Raw genomic sequence first — 17,446 nt, 5'->3', positions numbered from 1 at the left:
CCCTTGCCTTCGGGCTCTCCAGTTGTCACTCTCGCGAGTTCAGTAGGGAGCTCAGCGGCCGGAACGGTTGGAGCCATGCTCCCTGTTCCGGCAGCGAATCCAGGCTGATCCGCGGCAGCCGCTCCCGGAACACACCAGGGATGTCTTCCAGGTCGACGAACTCCAAGGTATCCGAGGCTAGCGCCCAGCTCGCATGTTCGCGAAATCCGAGCACTTGAACAGCTACCCCGGCGTAGCACAGCTCTTCGAGCGGTTCACGGAAAGCCTGACCGTCTGCGGAGGCCACCGCCACCGCGACCAGTCCCTGCTCTTTGCGCAGCGCGATGTGTTCGAGCATGTCCGAATCGACATCGCTGTCCTCATCGATCTTCGGCTTGGCGAAGACCGCGAAACCGACGTTACGCAGGGCTTCGACCCAGGGGCGAACCACGTCAGCGCTGCCCGGTGCGATGTTGGTGAAGACCGTGGCTTCGGGCTCGACCCGAAGCTGGGGGTGAGCGGCCGCGACCTCGGCCGTGCGATTGAGCAGCCAGCGTCCCAGGGCATCGAAGCGGGGCCGCTCCACGCCGGTCGGGCGGCGGCCCAGGATCGCACCCAGGCCCATATCCAGGTTCGGGGCATCCCACACGAGCAACACCCGCTGCGCAGGGGCAGGTTCGCCCGTCGGGTCGGCGCCGCCCGGCGCGGCCTTCAGATCGGGGCTGGTCATCAGACCCGCTCCCAGACGAACTCGTTGATCACGCTGCCCGCGTTGCGGCCCCTGGCCTCGTACTTGGTGGTGGGGCGGGCGATCGAGATCGGCAGACCAGCGCCCTGGGAGAGGTCCGACACCCGGCGCAGAGCCGGCTCGCCGTCCCCGGATTCGGCAATCTGCACCGCGTAGTCGGCGTGGTCGGTCGCGGCATGCAGCACCCCGCCCGGCCGTAACCGGTCGGCGATCAGTGCCATGGTCGCGGGCTGCAGCAGCCGACGCTTGTGGTGTCGCGCTTTGGGCCACGGATCGGGGAAGAAGACCCGGACCCCGGTCAGCGATGACGGGGCGATCAGGTATTCCAGCACGTCGAGGCCGTCGCCTCGCAACAGCCGGATATTGCCCAGCTGCTCGCGGTCGATCGCACACAGCAGCTGCGCCAGGCCGCGCTCGTAGACCTCGACCGCCATGACGTCCAGGTTCGGCTCGGCCTGCGCCATCGCGACGGTCGAGGTACCGGCCCCGCAGCCGATCTCGAGGATCAGGGGAGCGTCGCGGCCGAACCAGCGTTGCGGATCCAGCGGTTGGGGGCGGTCGGGTCCATCCGGCCGCGCCACGTCGGCGCCAAGGCCCGGCCAGAGGCGTTCCCAGGTCTGGCGCTGGCCGGCCGACAGCGCGGAGTGCCGGTAACGGACGCTGAAGTTGCGAAATCGGCGTGGAGCCGGGGTGTCGACGCCAGGGACGTCTGATGATGTTTCGACGTCGCGCGGCGCATGCATGCAGTCCATGGTGGCCCATGGACCCACGTGTACCCACTTTGCGGTCCACATTGATACCCAACAGTTGCCTAGCAACAGACCTCAGAGGTGACTCGCGCCACGGCGGGCCAGCTGACACCATGACCGCGAGGGCCGATTGCGCGGGAGGCAGCGTCGTGACACAGGGGCACCAGCTCTTCGCCGACGAACTGGCCGTCCTGGCCGCGCAGAACGCCGATCCCCGACTGTCTCAGATCGCTGCGGCCATCACCGCGCCGCTGCAGATCGCGGTGACCGGGAGGCGCGGTGTGGGCCGGCGGACCATGGTCGCGGCGCTGGCCGCCGCCGGGATACCCAGCGGGATCGATGTGCACAGCGCCGAACTGTCCGTACATGTGGTCGCCGAGGCGCGTAAGCCAGAAGACAGCGCCGCGCTGCGTGCCGCCCGGTCCCGTCCGGTGCTGGTGGTGCTGAACAAGACCGACCTGCTGGGCCGCGACGGCGTTGCCGCCTCGAAGGCGGCCGCCGAACCGATGTCGGCTCTGTTCGCGCTGGCCGGACTCGGCGGCGGACTCGACGATCGCCTGTGGCAGGCGTTGCGGTGCCTCGCCGCGCGGCCGGCCGACCTGAGCTCGGCCGAACGGTTCGTCAGCGGTGTACACCCGGTTCCACAGCAGATCAGGCAGCGGCTGTGCGACACCGTCGACGTGTCCGGCATCGCGGCACTGCTCGACCTGGCCAGGCGGGAGGGGACTTTGGCGCAGGCGCGCGCCCGGCTGGTGGCGCTCAGCGGCGTCGAGGGCGTCCTCGCCCGGTTGCAGGTGATGGGTGCCGCCGCCTACCACCGGCGCATGACCCACGCGCTGACCCGCCTGGAGGCCATGGCGGTCGCGGACTCGCGTATCGATGCGTTCTTGGTGCGTGACGCGACGGTCGCCGCCCGGCTTGGCGCCGCGGTGGCCGCCATGGGCCTGCCCGAGGAACCCCCGCTCGAGCGCGCGCGCCGGTGGCAGGCCTACCGCAGCGCGCCGGTGGGACCGGCGGCCCGGTCCTGCGCCACCGACATCGTCAGGGGATCGCTGCGGGCATGGGCGGCGGCACGGTCATGACGGCCGCCGATGCGGCAGCGGCGCGTTCGGACCCGGCTGCCCAGGTGGACGCTCTGGTGGCTGAGGCCGCCCCCGGCGTGCGACCGCCGGCGGTGCGGCGGTGCGACGTGGTGGTGGTGACCGGCCCCTGGCTGGCCGGGGTCAGCTCGATGGCGGCCGTCCTGGCCGAACGCCTGCCGGGCCGGCTCGTCATGGAAGCCACCGAGCTGGCGCCCGGGGAGGTGCCCCTGGCGGTGGTGTTTGTGGTGTCGGCCGCTGCGGCGTTGACGGAGTCGGATTGTGCGCTGCTCGATGCGGTGGCGGCCCACACCGATGTGGTGGTCGGCGTGGTCTCCAAGATCGACGCGCACCGGCATTGGCGCCAGATGCGGGCAGCGGCACGCCAGACGCTCACCGAGTACGCCCCGCGTTACCGAGGCGTGCCGTGGGTGGGCGCGGCCGCGGCGCCACAGCGTGGCGTTCCCTGCGTCGACGACGTGATCGCTGAATTGGTCGATCAGCTCGACGGGGGCGACGCGGACCGCCGCAACCGGCTGCGTTCCTGGGAGTTTCAGTTGCGTGCCGATGCCGAGCGCATCGATCGTAACGCTCGCGCGCAAGGCCGGCGGGTCAGGGTGATGCACCTGCAGGAACAGCGTGACGAGCTGGTGCGGCAGCGGCGGATGTCGAAGTCGGAACGGGTGATCGCGCTGCGCAGTCGTATCGCGCAGGCCAGGGTGCAGCTGTCCCACTTCGCCCGCAAGCGCTGCGCCTCGGTGCGCGGGGAGCTGGCCGAGGATGCGGCGGAAGTGTCGCGGCGCCGGTTCGCCGAATTCGAGGCCTCGGTGCACGACCGGCTGAACGCGGTGGTGGCAGAGGTCGACCAGGGCGTCACCGACTATCTGGCCGATGTGGCGCTGGAGCTCGGGCTGTCCTGCGATCCATGCGCCGGATGGGCGGCTGCGTTGCCGCAGATCGACATCGGACGGCCACCGTTGGCGTCGCGCAGGCTGGAGACCCAGCTGATGACGGTGCTGGGCGTCGGCTTCGGGTTGGGTGTGGCCTTGACGCTGAGCCGCACGCTCGCCCACCTAGCGCCCGGGCTGGCGGCGATCGGGGTGGCGGGCTGTGTGGGCGTCGGAGTGGCTGCCACGGTCTGGGTGGTGCGCATCCGGGGGCTGTTGCGCGACCGGGTAGTGCTCGACCGCTGGGTGGGGGAGGCCACCAACAGCGTCCGTTCGGTGGTGCAGGAGCGGGTTGCGCTGCGGGTGCTGTCCGTGGAGTCGGCGCTGACCGCCGAGCTCGCGGGTCGCAATGAGACCGACGCTGCCCGCGCGGCCGATCGGGTTGCCGGGCTGGACTGCGAGCTGCACGAGCATGCCGCTGCGACGGCCCGCGCCGCCGTGGTGCGTGATCGGCAGCTGCCCGGACTCCGGCGGGCATGGGCGAAGGTGCTCGCTGAGCTGGGTGAATCAGACCCGGTCGGCGCCGCGGCGACGGCGGACGAGTAGCCTGCGTTGCGATTGTTTCGATCCGTTTAGCTATTCACGGTAATCTCTTATTTAATGACGGTATAAGAGGTGACAGCGGCGCGCAGCTGCGACAACGCCACCGAGTGACACAGGTTACACAGGAGAGCTCAATGACCTCAGCGACCATTCCCGGTCTGGACACCGCCCCGACGAAGCATGGCGAGTTGCTGGCCTGGGTGCGGGAGGTCGCGGAGCTCACGCAGCCCGACCGAGTGGAGTGGTCGGACGGTTCCGAGGAGGAGTGGAACCGCCTGATGGCCCTGCTGGTGGAGTCCGGCGCGGCGGTCAAGCTCGACGAGGAGAAGAAGCCCAACTCCTACCTGGCCCTCTCCGACCCGGCCGACGTCGCGCGGGTCGAGTCGCGCACGTTCATCTGTAGCCGCACCCAGGAAGATGCCGGCCCCACCAACAACTGGATGGATCCGGACGAGATGCGGGCCACCATGACCGAGCTGTACCGCGGCAGCATGCGCGGTCGCACCATGTATGTCATCCCGTTCTGCATGGGCCCCCTGGGCGCCGAGGACCCCAAGCTCGGTGTCGAGATCACCGACTCGCCGTATGTGGTCGCCTCGATGAAGGTGATGACCCGGATGGGCACCGCCGCCCTGGAGAAGATCGGTACCGACGGGGCCTACGTCAAGGGCCTGCACTCCGTCGGCGCTCCGCTCGCCGAGGGTGAGCAGGACGTGCCGTGGCCGTGCAACTCCGAGAAGTACATCACCCACTTCCCGGAGACCCGCGAGATCTGGAGCTACGGTTCGGGTTACGGCGGCAACGCCCTGCTGGGCAAGAAGTGCTATGCACTGCGTATCGCGTCGGCGATGGCCCACGACGAGGGCTGGCTGGCCGAGCACATGCTGATCCTCAAGCTGATCTCGCCGGAGAACAAGGCCTACTACGTGGCCGCGGCGTTCCCCTCGGCGTGCGGCAAGACCAACCTTGCGATGATCCAGCCCACCATCCCGGGCTGGCGGGCCGAGACCCTCGGTGACGATATCGCGTGGATGCGGTTCGGCGAGGACGGCCGGCTCTACGCGGTCAACCCGGAGGCGGGGTTCTTCGGCGTCGCCCCGGGCACCAGCCGCAGCTCCAACCCGAACGCCATGATCACCCTCGAGCGCGGCAACACCGTCTACACGAACGTCGGCCACACCGACGACAACGACATCTGGTGGGAGGGTATCGACGGGGAGACTCCGGCACACCTCACCGACTGGAAGGGCAACGACTGGACGCCCGAGTCGGGAACCCCCGCCGCGCACCCGAACTCGCGTTACTGCACTCCCATGTCGCAGTGCCCGATCCTGGCCCCGGAGTGGGATGACCCGCAGGGCGTGCCGATCTCGGCGATCCTGTTCGGCGCCCGCCGCAAGACCACCGTGCCGCTGGTAAGCCAGGCGCGCGACTGGCAGCACGGTGTCTTCATCGGCGCCACCATGGGCAGCGAGCAGACTGCCGCGGCCGAGGGCACGGTGGGCAAGGTGCGCCGCGACCCGATGGCGATGCTGCCGTTCATCGGCTACAACGCCGGCGACTACATGCAGCACTGGATCGACACCGGCAAGCACTCCGACGCCTCCAAGCTGCCGAAGGTGTTCTTCGTCAACTGGTTCCGGCGCGGTGAGGATGGCCGCTTCCTGTGGCCGGGCTTCGGTGAGAACAGCCGGGTGCTCAAGTGGATTGTCGAGCGCGTCGAAGGCAACGCCGGCGGCCAGGAGACCCCGATCGGAACCGTGCCCAGCGCGGCCGACCTTGACCTGGACGGCTTGGACGTAGACGCCGCCGACGTGGACCAGGCGCTGATCGTTGACGCCGACGAGTGGCGCGCGGAACTGCCGCTGATCGAGGAGTGGTTCGAGTTCATCGGCGACAAGCTGCCCACCGGCCTGCGCGACGAGTTCGACGCCCTCAAGCAGCGCCTGGGCTAACAAGCCCCTCTTCTGCGCGAGCCCCCCTTCTGCGCGAGCGTGCGTGTCTGTGCACGACACGCCGGGTTCAGCTGTACCGCTGTGCACCCTCATGGCCGCCGACTCGCCCACTTGACACCTGTCAAAATCTGGGCGGTACAGTCAGCCCATGCAGATTCGCGAGCACGTCGACGCTGACAACCCGGCCATCATCCTGCACCCCTCGGGCACCGTCGTCAGTTTCGGTGAGCTGGAAGCGCGGGCGAACAGGCTGGCGCACTTCTTCCGCGCCGCAGGTCTGGTCGAGGGCGATGTCGTGGCGATCCTCATGGAGAACAACGAGCACATCCACGCCGCGATGTGGGGTGCCCGACGCAGCGGTCTGTACTACGTACCGATCAACACCCACCTGACCGCCGCCGAGGCCGCGTACATCATCGACAACAGCAACGCCAAGGCGATCATCGGCTCGGCCGCACTGCAGGAGACCTGCGCGGGCCTGGCCGAGAATCTGCCGGGCGGCCTGCCCGGGTTGCTGCTGATCGCCGACGGGGACCTGGACGGCTGGCAGAGTTACCCGCAATGCGTCGCCGACCAACCCGTCACGCCCATCGACGACGAGATCGAGGGCGATCTGCTGCAGTACTCCTCGGGCACCACCGGCCGTCCGAAGGGCATCAAGCGTCCGCTGCCGCACCTGCCTCCGAGCGAGGTGCCGGGACTGATGGCCATGCTGGTCTCGGTATGGATGGGCCCAGGCTCGGTCTACCTGAGCCCCGCGCCGCTGTATCACACCGCGCCCTCGGTCTGGTCGATGCAGGTGCAGGCGGCCGGGCTGACCACTGTCGTCATGGAGAAATTCGACGCCGAGTCCGCACTGGACGCAATCGAGCGCTATGGCGTCACCCGCGCCCAGTTCGTGCCCGCACACTTCACCCGGATGCTGAAACTTCCCGCCGACGTGCGCGCTTCCTATGACGTGTCCAGCCTCAAGCGGGTCATGCACGCTGCAGCGCCGTGCCCGGTGGAGATCAAGCAGCAGATGATCGAGTGGTGGGGCCCGATCGTCGATGAGTACTACGCCTCATCCGAGGCGCATGGCTCCACGCTCATCAGTGCCGACGAATGGCTGAAGCACCCCGGCTCGGTCGGCAAAGCGATGTTCGGTGCCGTGCACATCCTCGACGAGGACGGCAATGAGCTGCCGCCCGGCCAGCCGGGCGAGATCTACTTCGAGGGCGGCAACGCCTTCGAATACCTCAACGATCCGGACAAGACGGCCAAGTCCCGCCATCCCCAGGGCTGGACCACGGTCGGCGACGTCGGCTACCTCGACGACGAGGGTTACCTGTATCTCACCGACCGACGCCACCACATGATCATCTCCGGCGGTGTGAACATCTATCCGCAGGAAGCCGAGAACCTGTTGATCACCCACCCAAAGGTGCTCGACGCCGCGGTGTTCGGCATCCCCGACGCGGATATGGGACAGAGTGTGAAGGCGGCGGTGCAGACCGTCGACCCCGCCGACGCCACACCCGAGTTTGCTGCGGAACTGCTGGCGTGGGTACGGGATCGGTTGGCGCACTACAAGTGTCCGCGATCGATCGCATTCGAAGAGCAGCTGCCGCGGACCGACACCGGCAAGCTCTACAAGAACGAACTGGTGGCCAAGTATTCGGCGTAGCAGACCCGGTCCGCGGGCGTGCTAGATCCCACCGCGGGCCACCAGCTGCGCCGCGATCACGTTGCGCTGGATCTCGTTGGTGCCCTCGCCGACGATCATCAGCGGCGCATCGCGGAAGTAGCGCTCCACGTCGTATTCGGTCGAATATCCGTAGCCGCCGTGGATGCGCACCGCGTTGAGTGCGATCTCCATCGCGGCCTCCGAGGCGAACAACTTGGCCATGCCGGCCTCCATGTCGCAGCGCTGACCACTGTCATAGCGTTCGGCGGCGTACCGGGTGAGCTGGCGGGCCGCCGTCAGCTTGGTGGCCATCTCGGCGAGGTAGTTGCCCACACTCTGGTGCTTCCAGATCGGCTGGCCGAAACTCTCCCGCTGTTGGGCGTAGGCAAGGGCGTCCTCTAGGGCGGCCGTTGCCACGCCCAGCGCCCGGGCCGCCACCTGGATACGTCCGGTCTCCAGGCCCTTCATCATCTGGGCGAAACCGTTGCCGGGCTTGCCCCCGAGCACGGCCGACGCGGGCACTTCGCACCCGTCGAAGCTCAGCTCGCAGCTCTCCACGCCCTTGTAGCCCAGCTTCGGCAGATCGCGCGAGACCCTGAGGCCGGGGTGGGGCTTGTCTACCAGCACCACCGAAATACCCCGGTGCTTGGGCTCGGCGTGGGGATCGGTCTTGGCCAGCAGCGCGATCAATCCGGAGTACCGGGCGTTGGAGATCCAGGTCTTGGCGCCGTTGATCACCAGGTCGTCACCGGCCGCAAGGGCCGTCGTTGTCATGCTCTGCAGGTCGCTGCCGCCGCCCGGCTCGGTCAGGGCCATGGTTGCCCGCAGTGCCCCGGTGGCCATGGCCGGCAGATAGCGTTGCTTCTGCTCCTGGGTGCCGAACAGCGTCAACAGCTTGGCTACGACGGTGTGCCCGCCCATCGCACCGGCCAGGCTCATCCAGCCACGGGCCAGCTCCTGAGTGATCAACACGTAGCACGGCATCGAGACCGGGGTGCCGCCGTACTCCTCGGGAACGGCCAGACCGTAGATGCCGAGATGCTTCATCTGTTCTATCCACGCCTGTGGATAGGTATTGGCGTGCTCGACCTCGCGGACCGTCGGCTTCACGTCTCGGTCGATGAACTGGCGCACGGTTTCCACCAAGATCGATTCTTCGCGGTTCACCAGTTCACCGTATGCCAGGATTTTCCCATGACCGACGGCCCCTACTTCGATGAGCTCCACGTCGGCCAGGTGTTCGACGCCGCCCCGGCAATGACCCTGACGTCCGGTGCGGCGGCGCTGCACCAGGCGATCCTCGGAGACCGGTTGCGGCTGCCGCTGGACGCCGAGTTGTCCCGAGCGGTGACCGGGTTCACGGCGCCACTGGTGCATCCCGGGCTGGTCTGCGATGTCGCGATCGGACAGTCCACGTGTGTGACTCGCCGCGTGAAAGCCAATCTCTTCTACCGTGGCCTGGCCTACTTTCGCTACCCGGTGATTGGCGACACCCTGTTCACCCGCACGGAAGTCGTTGGCATGAAACAGAACACGGCGAGGCCGGGGCGTGATCTGACCGGGCTTGCGGCGCTGCGGGTGACCACCATCGACCAGGTGGACCGGCCGGTGCTCGACTTCTATCGCTGCGCGATGCTGCCGCTGAGTCCGGAGGCCTCGCATACCGGCCACGGCGATGACCTTTCTGCCATCGGTGCAGGACTCGCTGCTCCTGCGGACGTGACCGCGAACTGGGACGGCGCCGAATTTCGGCAACGGGTGCCGGGTCCCCACTTCGACCCGGATCTCGCGGGTACCGTCCTGACCAGCACCGGCGACGTGGTCTCCTCCGCCCCGGAGCTTGCTCGGCTGACCCTCAATGTTGCAGCGACTCATCATGATTCGCGGGTCGCCGGGCAGCGGCTTGTCTACGGCGGGCACACCATCGGGCTGGCGCTGGCGCAGGCATCACGGATGCTGCCGAATCTGGCGACGGTACTGAGCTGGCAGTCGTGTGATCACACCGCACCGGTCCACGAAGGTGACACGCTGTACAGCGAGCTGCGGGTGGAGTCCGCCCACGGCAACGTCCTGGAACTGCGATCGCTGGTCTACGCCGCCGGCGCCGCTGGTGAGGACGATCGCCAGGTCCTGGATTGGCGTTTCACCGCTCTGCAGTTCTAGCGCCCCGGCTCCCGATTTGCGCTCGCGAGAAGTGTGTGGGCGCGGTTAGTGCGGCAGATCCCGGAACGGGGCGTCGCGATAGGGGTCCGGCTCCTTGGGCAGCCCCAGCACTCGCTCGCCGATGATGTTGCGCTGAATCTGGTCTGTGCCACCACCGATCGAGGTGAAATAGGCGTTGAGTGCGCGGAACGTCACGGCGTCACCGACCGGATTTTCCGGACCGCTGAGCATGGACTCAGCGCCGATTATCTCCGTCTGGACCCGGGCCGTCTCATGCAGGATCCGTGACATCGCGATCTTTCCGAGCGCCAGCAGGGTCGCCGACTCGCTGCGGTCGGTGCTGGTTTTGGCCCGTTGATTGTTCCAACGGTTCACCGTGGCCAGCGCCTGCGTACGAGCGATCTGCTGGCGGATGTGCGCATCCTCGATGCGCCCGGCCTCGCGTGCCAATTCGACGAGGCCGCTGGACTTCTCCTTGCGTCTGGCGGTGCGGGCGACATCACCCATCAGGCGGCGTTCGTAGCCCAGCGCCACCTGCAGGACTGACCAGCCCTGACCGGGCTCACCGATTCGATTGGCGTCGGGCACCCGGGCGTCGGTCAGGAACACCTCGTTGAACTCCGACTCGCCGGTGATCTGATGGATAGGCCGGACCTCGACGCCGGGCTGGCGCATCGGAAGCATGAAGAACGTGATGCCGTCGTGTTTGGGTACGTCAGGATTGGTGCGCGCCACCAGCATGCCGTAGTCGGCGGTGGTGGCGAATGAGGTCCAGACCTTCTGCCCGTTGATGATCCACTCGTCCCCGTCGCGCTCGGCCCGGGTACGCAGACCGGCCAGATCCGATCCGGCACCGGGCTCGCTGTAGAGCAGGCATGACTTGGTCTCGCCACGCAGCGCCGGGGGCAGCAGGCGGCGCTTCTGCTCGTCGGAACCGCGATCGTGGATGGTGCACGCGAACAGGTCGCCCCGGTCATGCCCGCTTCCCGGTGCCCCCGCAGCAGCGAACTCCGCTGCCACTAAGCGTGATTGACGGTCGGTGAGCCCGCGTCCATAACAGTCCGGTTCCCAGCTCGGGACGGTCCACCCGGCGGCGAGCACCGCGGCAGCGAACGTGGCCCGCTCGACCCCGGGTGACCAGTTGGCGGCCAGCCATTCCCGCACTTCGTGACGGAGTGCCTCATCGTCTGTCTCGGGCAGCGTCATCTCACGTTCCGATCTCTTGGAGGTAGCGCTCACGGTGCCAGGCTGGGCTGCCGAAAAGGTGTGCGTCGCTGCGGGCCCGGCGCAGATACCGGTGGGCGGGGTGCTCCCAGGTGAAACCGATTCCACCGTGCACCTGAATGTTGGTGGCTCCGACATAGACGAAGGCATCCGAGCAATAGGCCTGTGCCAGTGCCAGATCCGCGGCCCAGCCGGCAGAGCCGTCGGCACCGGCAGCGGCCACATGGCGGGCCGCCGACACTGCCGACTCGGCCTCCAGCAGCATGTCGGCGCACATGTGCTTCACCGCCTGGAAGCTGCCGATGGCGCGGCCGAACTGATAACGGGTCTTGGCGTAATCGCGGGCCATCTCCATGGCGAAGCGGGCAGCGCCGGCCTGCTCGCCGAGCAGCGCCACCGCCGAACGGTCCAGTGCGCTGGCCAGCGCGGTTCCGCCGCCGCCGGCCGCGCCCACCGGCGTCGCCGGGGCGTCGACCAGCCGCACGCCACACAACCGACGAGAGGTATCGACACTGGTCAGCCGCTCAACTGTGACGCCCGGCCCGGCTGGGTCGACGGCAAAGATCCGGGACCCGTGCTCGCTGTCGGCCAGCACATAGATCAGGTCGGCGGTGTCCGCGTCCAGGACGAACCGCTTCTCGCCGGAGAGCAGTGGGGTCGCACCACCGCCGCCGGCGACGGTGGCCGACTTCGCGGGTGGGCGGGTCGAATCGCCCTCCGCGAAGGCGACCGCGACACGGGTATGTCCGGCAGCGATCGACGGCAGCACCTCGGCGCACTGGTCCGGATCATCAGCGGCCAGAAGAAGATTGACCGCAAGCACCGCAGTCGACAGATAAGGCCCGGGGTACAGAACCCGGCCCAGCTCCTCTGCCACCACGCCAACCTCGATCAACCCGGCCCCTGCACCGCCGTAGTGCTCGGGCACCAACAGACCGAGCAGGCCCATCGCCGCCAACTCCGACCAGACCTCGTCGTCGGGTGACCGTTTTGTCATCAACTCTGCGACAGTGCCGCGCAGCGCCCGCAATTCATCTGAGCTGGAGCCGGCCACGGATCAGCCTTCCCGCGCGAGAGTGAACGCGCCCCGCAGGCTCGCGCATTGACTGGCGAAGAACGCTTGCGACACAGCCGCTTTGGGCACCAACTGGTCGAACCCGTGGAATGCTCCGGAAACGGTCTCGACCGCGCACGACACCCCGGCTTCGCGGAGCCGCTCCGCATAGAGCAGATCTTCGTCATAGAACAGGTCCAGGGTGCCCACCCCGATCCAGGCAGGCGCCAGACCGGCTAGGTCAGTGCGCCGGGCCGGCACCGCGACCTGCGGATCGGCTCCACCGAGGTAGGAGGTCCAGCCGAACAGGTTGCTCCGCGGATTCCACAACCGGTAACCGCGATTGGGCTCCAGTGCGGCGCTGCGGTCATCGAGCATCGGGTACACCAGCAGTTGCAGCACCGGGGAGACCTCAGCGCGGTCGACGGCCAGCTGCGCCAGGGCGGCGGCCAGCCCGCCGCCGGCACTGGCGCCGCCGATCGCGATGCGGGCCGGATCGACGCCGGGCAGCTCGGCGAGCCGGGTCAGCGCTGCCCAACAGTCCTCCAGCGCGGCGGGGTAGGGGTGCTGGGGCGCCAGACGGTAATCCACCGAGGCGACCGTGACACCCAGTTCGGCGCTGAACCTGCGGCACAGCCGGTCATCTTGAGCGGCCGTGCCGATGATGTAACCGCCACCGTGGATCCACAACAGTGCCGGTGAGTCGGCGGTGGGCTGCTGCGGCGGCCGAAAGACGCGGACGGTGGCTCCCGAGGGCAGCGACACGACCTGGACGTCGGCCGGAATGCGCCGCCCCTGAACTGCGCCGAGCGCCTGCAGCACCGGCAGGAGCCGGGGCCCGACCCCGCCACGCGGTAGGAACCGGGCAGTTCTGCGCAGATCTGGATGAAAACCGCTGCTCACCATCGGGCCAGTATTACCGCCGCCGTAAACGTCGCGTTGCCAACCCACCCGATCACTGCCGACATGGCCCCCGTGCGCGCTACCCTGCGTCAATGACCGGACGATCGCAGACCCCGGAGACCGGACTCAAGCTGGCCGCCCGGCTGCGTTGGCTCAAGCGAGCCCGCACCGCCGACTACCTGCTGGCGATGAGCGTGGCCTCCGCCTCGCTGCCGCTGGTGGGCAAACACCTGGAACCACTCGGCGGAATGACCGCGATGAGCGTCTGGGGCACGCGCCACATGCCGGAGTTCTTCTCCAACGCCGCCAAGTCTTGGCTGGCGCCGGGGGCGGCCACCACTCGCAGACAGGACCGCGAGCAGACCCACGTGGTCAGCGACGCCGCGCTGCGCGGTGTCGTCTCGGCGGCTGACCTCGACATCGATTGGCCGGAGCCCGAGCAGGCCCCGCCGGTGGTCAAGGCGTTGCAGCACCGGCGATTCATCCACCGCTCCGGCGTGCAGTACGGCAATCACCCGGCCCAGGTACTCGATGTGTGGCGGCCGCGCGAGCTGCCCGACGGACCTGCGCCGGTCCTGATCTACGTTCCCGGTGGAGCCTGGGTGCACGGCAGTCGCATGCTGCAGGGCTACGCGCTGCTGTCACACCTGGCCGAGCGGGGCTGGGTGTGCCTGTCTATCGACTACCGGGTGGCGCCGCACAACCGGTGGCCGAGCCACATCATCGACGTCAAGACCGCGATCGCCTGGGCGCGCGCGAACGTCGACAAGTTCGGCGGCGACCGCAACTTCGTGGCCGTGGCGGGCGCTTCGGCCGGCGGGCATCTGGCTGCTCTGGCGGGATTGACCGGCAGCGCCGTCGATGACCGTGAATTCTCCGACCAGCTGCCCGCCGGAGGCGACACCTCGGTGGATGCGGTGGTCGGGATCTATGGTCGATACGACTGGGAGGACCGTTCCACCCCCGAACGCATCGCGTTCGTCGACTTCCTGGAGCGCGTGGTCGTCGGCCGCTCATTGGGCAGGCATCGGCATATCTACGAACAGGCTTCCCCGATCGCTCGGGTTCATCCGGATGCTCCGCCGTTCCTGGTCGTGCATGGCAGCGCCGACACCGTCATACCGGTGCAGCAGGCCCGCAGCTTCACCGACCGGTTACGGGCGGTCTCGCGGTCCAAGGTCGGATACTTGGAGCTACCGGGTGCAGGTCACGGTTTCGATATGACCGACGGGGCCCGTACTGGGGCGATGAGTACGGCAATCGGTTTGTTCCTCAACCAGATTCACCGTGACCGCGCGACGGTGGGCAACAAACAGATCATCTGAACCCGCGGGCCGTGGCGTCACGGTATGGTCCGTGCATGGAGAGTGATCTGGGGTGAAGCGGCTTTCCGGCTGGGATGCCATGCTGTTGTACAGCGAGACCGCGAACGTGCACATGCACACCCTCAAGATCGCAGTGATCGAGCTGGATGCCGATCGGCAGGGCTTCGATGTTGAGGCCTTCCGTCGGGTGATCCACGGCAGGCTCTACAAGCTGGACCCGTTCCGCTATCAGCTGGTCGACATTCCGGGTAAGTTCCACCACCCGATGTGGCGGGAGAACTGCGAGCTGGATCTGGCCTACCACATCCGTCCGTGGTCACTGCCTGCTCCCGGTGGGCGCCGCGAACTCGACGAGGCCATCGGCGAGATCGGCAGCACCCCGCTGGACCGGAGCCGCCCGCTGTGGGAGATGTACTTCGTCGATGGCCTGGCCAACAACAGGATCGCGGTGGTCGGCAAGATCCACCACGCCCTGGCCGACGGTATCGCCTCGGCCAATCTGATGGCGCGCGGAATGGATCTCCTGGCCGGCCCCCAGTTCGACCGGGATTCCTACGAGACAGACCCAGCGCCCACGAGAGGACAGTTGGTTCGCTCGGCGTTCAAAGACCACTTCCGGCAGATGGGCAAGATTCCGGCGACCATCGGCTACACCGCGGCGGGGATCGGCCGGGTTCGGCGCAGCACCCGCAAACTCTCCGCAGACCTGACCCGCCCGTTCACCCCGCCGCCGAGTTTCCTCAACCACGTGCTGACTCCTGAGCGGCGGTTTGCCACGGCCACTCTGGCGTTGGCCGACATCAAGGCGACCAGCAAACAGCTGGGGGTCACCATCAATGACCTGGTGCTGGCCATATCGTCGGGCGCCTTACGCTCCCTGCTGCTGCGGTACGACGGCAAAGCAGATCATCCCCTGCTGGCCTCGGTGCCGATGAGCTTTGACTTCTCCCCGGACCGGATCTCGGGTAACAGATTCTCCGGAGTCCTGGTCGCCCTGCCGGTTGACGTGGCCGACGTCCGGCAACGGGTGGTTCAGGCTCGGGAGGCGGCCAATCTGGCCAAGGAGGCCCATCATCTGGTGGGGCCGGAACTGGTCAGCAGATGGTCGGCCTACTTTCCGCCGGCCCCGGCGGAGTCGCTGTTCCGGTGGCTGTCGGGCAAGGACGGCCAGAACAAGGTCCTGAACCTCAACATCTCCAATGTTCCCGGCCCGCGGGAGCGCGGCAGGGTTGGCGGCGCGCTGGTCACCGAGATCTATTCGGTGGGTCCGCTGACCGCAGGCAGCGGGCTGAACATCACCGTGTGGAGTTACGTGGACCAGCTCAACATTTCCGTGCTCACCGACGGCGCCACCTTCGAAGACCCGCACGAGGTGACCAGTGCACTGGTTAACGAGTTTATCGAGATCCGCCGTGCGGCTGGACTTTCCGAGAAGCTGACCACCGTCGAGACGGCGATGGCGCCGGCCTAGCTCGCGGTCGGTTCCGCCAGCTCCTGCAGTGCACGGCGCAAGACCTTGCCGGTGTTGTTGCGCGGCAACGCGTCCATGATGGTGATGTCGCGCGGGACTTTGTAGCCGGCCAGATTGTCCCGGACATGCGCCTTGAGCTCGTCAGGGGAGGCCGAGCAGCCCGCGGCCAACGCGACGAAGGCCACCAAGCGCTGCCCGTAGTCGGCGTCGTCGACCCCGATCACCGCGGCCTCGGCGACGGCGGGATGGGTGATCAGCGCCTTCTCCGTCTCGATCGGATAGACGTTTTCGCCGCCGGAGACGATCATCTCGTCGTCGCGGCCGACCACGAAGAGCCTTCCGGTGTCATCGAAGTAGCCCAAGTCGCCGGAGGCCATGAAGCCGTCGTGAAACATCTTCGAGTCGCCGCCGGTGTAGCCGTCGAACTGTGAGGAGTTGCGGACGAAGATCTGGCCGGTCGATCCGGCCGGAAGCTCTGCCAGCTCGGCATCCAGGATCCGGATCTCGGTGCCCGGCGCCGGGCGGCCGGCGGTGTCGGGGGAGTAGCGCAGGTCTTGCGGTGTCGCCAAAGCGATCATGCCGGCTTCGGTGGCGTTGTAGTTGTTGTAGACCACATCGCCGAAGGTGTCCATGAATGCCGTCACCACGTCGGGGTGCATCCGTGAGCCGGAGGCCGTGGCGAACCGTAGTGAGGTGCAGGGGTATTGGGCACGAACGTCCTCCGGCAGTGCCATGATCCGGTCGAACATGACCGGTACCACGCAGAGTCCGGCCGCATTGTTGTGCTCGATCAGTGCCAGGGTGGCCTCTGGGTCGAACTTGCGCCGAGTGGCGATGGTGCAGGCCATGGTGAGCGCCAGCGCCAACTGTGAGAACCCCCAGGCGTGGAACATCGGCGCGGCGATGACCACGGTTTCCTCAGTGTGCCAGGGGATCCGGTCGAAGATCGCCTTCAGGTCGGCCACGCCGCCGCCGCCGCTGCCGGAGCGGCGCGCTCCCTTGGGTGTTCCGGTGGTTCCGGAGGTGAGCATGACCAGCTTGCCGCTGCGCGAAGCCTTGGCCGGTCGGCGTCCGGCGTTGGCATCGATCAACTCATCCGCCGTCAGGCCGGGAACTTTACCGTCGGTCCAGCTCACCACGCGCGTGCACCCCGAGTCGGCCGGAACGGCCAGATCGACTGCGGCGGTGAACTCTTCGTCGTAGAAGATCAGGTCGACACCTTCGCGGGCTACCACCTCGGCCAGTGCCGGCCCGGCGAAGCTGGTGTTGAGCAGGAGAACGTCGGCGCCGATCCGGTTGGCGGCCGCCAGCGCCTCGATGAAGCCGCGATGGTTGCGGCACATCAGCGCGATCGCCCGCGGCTTCCGGCCCGGAAGGCGTTGCAGACCGGCGGCCAGCGCGTCGCAGCGGCGGTCCAGCTCGGCGTAGGTGCAGGTTCCCCGCTCGTCGATGATCGCCGTCCGGTCGCCGCATCGCCTTGCCGCAATGGCGATCCCGACAGTGGTGGTGCCGCCTTCAGCTGCTGCCGCGGCCATGATCCGCACGTACTTGTCGGGGCGCAGTGGTGCCAGTAGCCCGGCCCGGCTGAAGGTCGCCAGCATCGAGCCAACCCGGTTGATCGAGTCGAACAGTTCCATCCC

At 67.7% G+C, this 17,446-nt stretch carries 14 protein-coding genes; 7 read left to right on the top strand and 7 right to left on the bottom strand.

Annotated features, from left to right (window positions below; genetic code table 11):
• Window positions 1–25: 25 nt before the first annotated feature.
• Window positions 26–709 carry an NYN domain-containing protein gene (locus BST15_RS06820; RefSeq protein WP_046191406.1) on the bottom strand — a complete coding sequence of 228 codons (684 nt, stop codon included), beginning with the start codon at window positions 707–709 and terminating at the stop codon, window positions 26–28.
• On the bottom strand, window positions 709–1,470 hold the full coding sequence (gene trmB, locus BST15_RS06815) for a tRNA (guanosine(46)-N7)-methyltransferase TrmB (protein ID WP_046191408.1): 762 nt from the start codon (window positions 1,468–1,470) through the stop codon (window positions 709–711). Before trmB ends, BST15_RS06820 begins: the two co-directional genes overlap by 1 nt.
• Window positions 1,471–1,625: 155 nt before the next feature.
• Here trmB and BST15_RS06810 point away from each other — a divergent pair, with 155 nt between their 5' ends.
• The 4 genes from BST15_RS06810 (at window position 1,626) to fadD4 (ending at window position 7,666) form a co-directional block, all read left to right on the top strand.
• On the top strand, window positions 1,626–2,558 hold the full coding sequence (locus BST15_RS06810; protein WP_234808412.1) for a hypothetical protein: 933 nt from the start codon (window positions 1,626–1,628) through the stop codon (window positions 2,556–2,558).
• The gene (locus BST15_RS06805; protein WP_052751532.1) at window positions 2,555–4,048 is read left to right on the top strand and encodes a hypothetical protein; all 1,494 of its coding nucleotides are present in this window, start codon (window positions 2,555–2,557) and stop codon (window positions 4,046–4,048) included. Before BST15_RS06810 ends, BST15_RS06805 begins: the two co-directional genes overlap by 4 nt.
• A 131-nt stretch (window positions 4,049–4,179) precedes the next feature.
• A complete protein-coding gene (locus BST15_RS06800; RefSeq protein ID WP_046191129.1) occupies window positions 4,180–6,000 on the top strand; it encodes a phosphoenolpyruvate carboxykinase (GTP) in 1,821 nt (606 codons plus the stop codon).
• 148 nt (window positions 6,001–6,148) lie between these two features.
• Window positions 6,149–7,666, top strand: coding sequence for a fatty-acid--CoA ligase FadD4 (fadD4, locus tag BST15_RS06795; protein ID WP_046191128.1), 1,518 nt, complete (start codon window positions 6,149–6,151; stop codon window positions 7,664–7,666).
• Between the two features lie 21 nt (window positions 7,667–7,687).
• Here fadD4 and BST15_RS06790 read toward each other — a convergent pair whose 3' ends face one another.
• The gene (locus BST15_RS06790) at window positions 7,688–8,836 is read right to left on the bottom strand and encodes an acyl-CoA dehydrogenase family protein (protein WP_109370892.1); all 1,149 of its coding nucleotides are present in this window, start codon (window positions 8,834–8,836) and stop codon (window positions 7,688–7,690) included.
• A 24-nt stretch (window positions 8,837–8,860) separates the two neighbouring features.
• On the opposite strand from BST15_RS06790, the gene BST15_RS06785 reads away from it, so the two are divergent.
• Window positions 8,861–9,829, top strand: a complete 969-nt coding sequence (locus BST15_RS06785) for a MaoC family dehydratase (protein ID WP_046191131.1) — start codon at window positions 8,861–8,863, stop codon at window positions 9,827–9,829.
• Between the two features lie 45 nt (window positions 9,830–9,874).
• Here BST15_RS06785 and BST15_RS06780 read toward each other — a convergent pair whose 3' ends face one another.
• The 3 genes from BST15_RS06780 to BST15_RS06770 are packed head-to-tail and all read right to left on the bottom strand — an operon-like array spanning window position 9,875 to window position 13,013.
• Window positions 9,875–11,035, bottom strand: coding sequence for an acyl-CoA dehydrogenase family protein (locus BST15_RS06780; RefSeq protein WP_046191127.1), 1,161 nt, complete (start codon window positions 11,033–11,035; stop codon window positions 9,875–9,877).
• Between the two features lies 1 nt (window position 11,036).
• A complete protein-coding gene (locus BST15_RS06775; protein WP_046191126.1) occupies window positions 11,037–12,107 on the bottom strand; it encodes an acyl-CoA dehydrogenase family protein in 1,071 nt (356 codons plus the stop codon).
• 3 nt (window positions 12,108–12,110) lie between these two features.
• Window positions 12,111–13,013 (bottom strand): alpha/beta hydrolase, encoded by a 903-nt coding sequence (locus BST15_RS06770; RefSeq protein WP_046294658.1) that lies wholly within the window; start codon window positions 13,011–13,013, stop codon window positions 12,111–12,113.
• Between the two features lie 89 nt (window positions 13,014–13,102).
• Here BST15_RS06770 and BST15_RS06765 point away from each other — a divergent pair, with 89 nt between their 5' ends.
• Window positions 13,103–14,335 carry an alpha/beta hydrolase gene (locus BST15_RS06765; protein WP_046190759.1) on the top strand — a complete coding sequence of 411 codons (1,233 nt, stop codon included), beginning with the start codon at window positions 13,103–13,105 and terminating at the stop codon, window positions 14,333–14,335.
• Window positions 14,336–14,387: 52 nt separating this feature from the next.
• Window positions 14,388–15,806, top strand: coding sequence for a WS/DGAT/MGAT family O-acyltransferase (locus tag BST15_RS06760; RefSeq protein WP_046190760.1), 1,419 nt, complete (start codon window positions 14,388–14,390; stop codon window positions 15,804–15,806).
• On the opposite strand, the gene fadD12 is transcribed toward BST15_RS06760, so the two are convergent.
• Complete coding sequence (gene fadD12 / locus BST15_RS06755; protein WP_046190761.1) at window positions 15,803–17,443, bottom strand: acyl-CoA ligase FadD12; 1,641 nt, start codon at window positions 17,441–17,443, stop codon at window positions 15,803–15,805. The genes BST15_RS06760 and fadD12 overlap by 4 nt on opposite strands.
• Window positions 17,444–17,446: the final 3 nt, after the last annotated feature.

It is taken from the genome of Mycolicibacter arupensis (genome assembly GCF_002086515.1).
In the GTDB taxonomy this organism is placed as follows: domain Bacteria; phylum Actinomycetota; class Actinomycetes; order Mycobacteriales; family Mycobacteriaceae; genus Mycobacterium; species Mycobacterium arupense.
Note: the sequence above shows the minus strand (reverse complement) of the source record. Positions and strands in the feature narration are given on the sequence as shown.

Bases quoted from the DNA above. Each gene is read 5' to 3' on its own strand.
- BST15_RS06820 (WP_046191406.1), bottom strand. From the start codon at position 709: ATGACCAGCCCCGATCTGAAGGCCGCGCCGGGCGGCGCCGACCCGACG.
- trmB (WP_046191408.1), bottom strand. From the start codon at position 1,470: ATGCATGCGCCGCGCGACGTCGAAACATCATCAGACGTCCCTGGCGTC.
- BST15_RS06805 (WP_052751532.1), top strand. From the start codon at position 2,555: ATGACGGCCGCCGATGCGGCAGCGGCGCGTTCGGACCCGGCTGCCCAG.
- BST15_RS06800 (WP_046191129.1), top strand. From the start codon at position 4,180: ATGACCTCAGCGACCATTCCCGGTCTGGACACCGCCCCGACGAAGCAT.
- fadD4 (WP_046191128.1), top strand. From the start codon at position 6,149: ATGCAGATTCGCGAGCACGTCGACGCTGACAACCCGGCCATCATCCTG.
- BST15_RS06785 (WP_046191131.1), top strand. From the start codon at position 8,861: ATGACCGACGGCCCCTACTTCGATGAGCTCCACGTCGGCCAGGTGTTC.
- BST15_RS06780 (WP_046191127.1), bottom strand. From the start codon at position 11,035: ATGACGCTGCCCGAGACAGACGATGAGGCACTCCGTCACGAAGTGCGG.
- BST15_RS06770 (WP_046294658.1), bottom strand. From the start codon at position 13,013: ATGGTGAGCAGCGGTTTTCATCCAGATCTGCGCAGAACTGCCCGGTTC.
- BST15_RS06765 (WP_046190759.1), top strand. From the start codon at position 13,103: ATGACCGGACGATCGCAGACCCCGGAGACCGGACTCAAGCTGGCCGCC.
- fadD12 (WP_046190761.1), bottom strand. From the start codon at position 17,443: ATGGAACTGTTCGACTCGATCAACCGGGTTGGCTCGATGCTGGCGACC.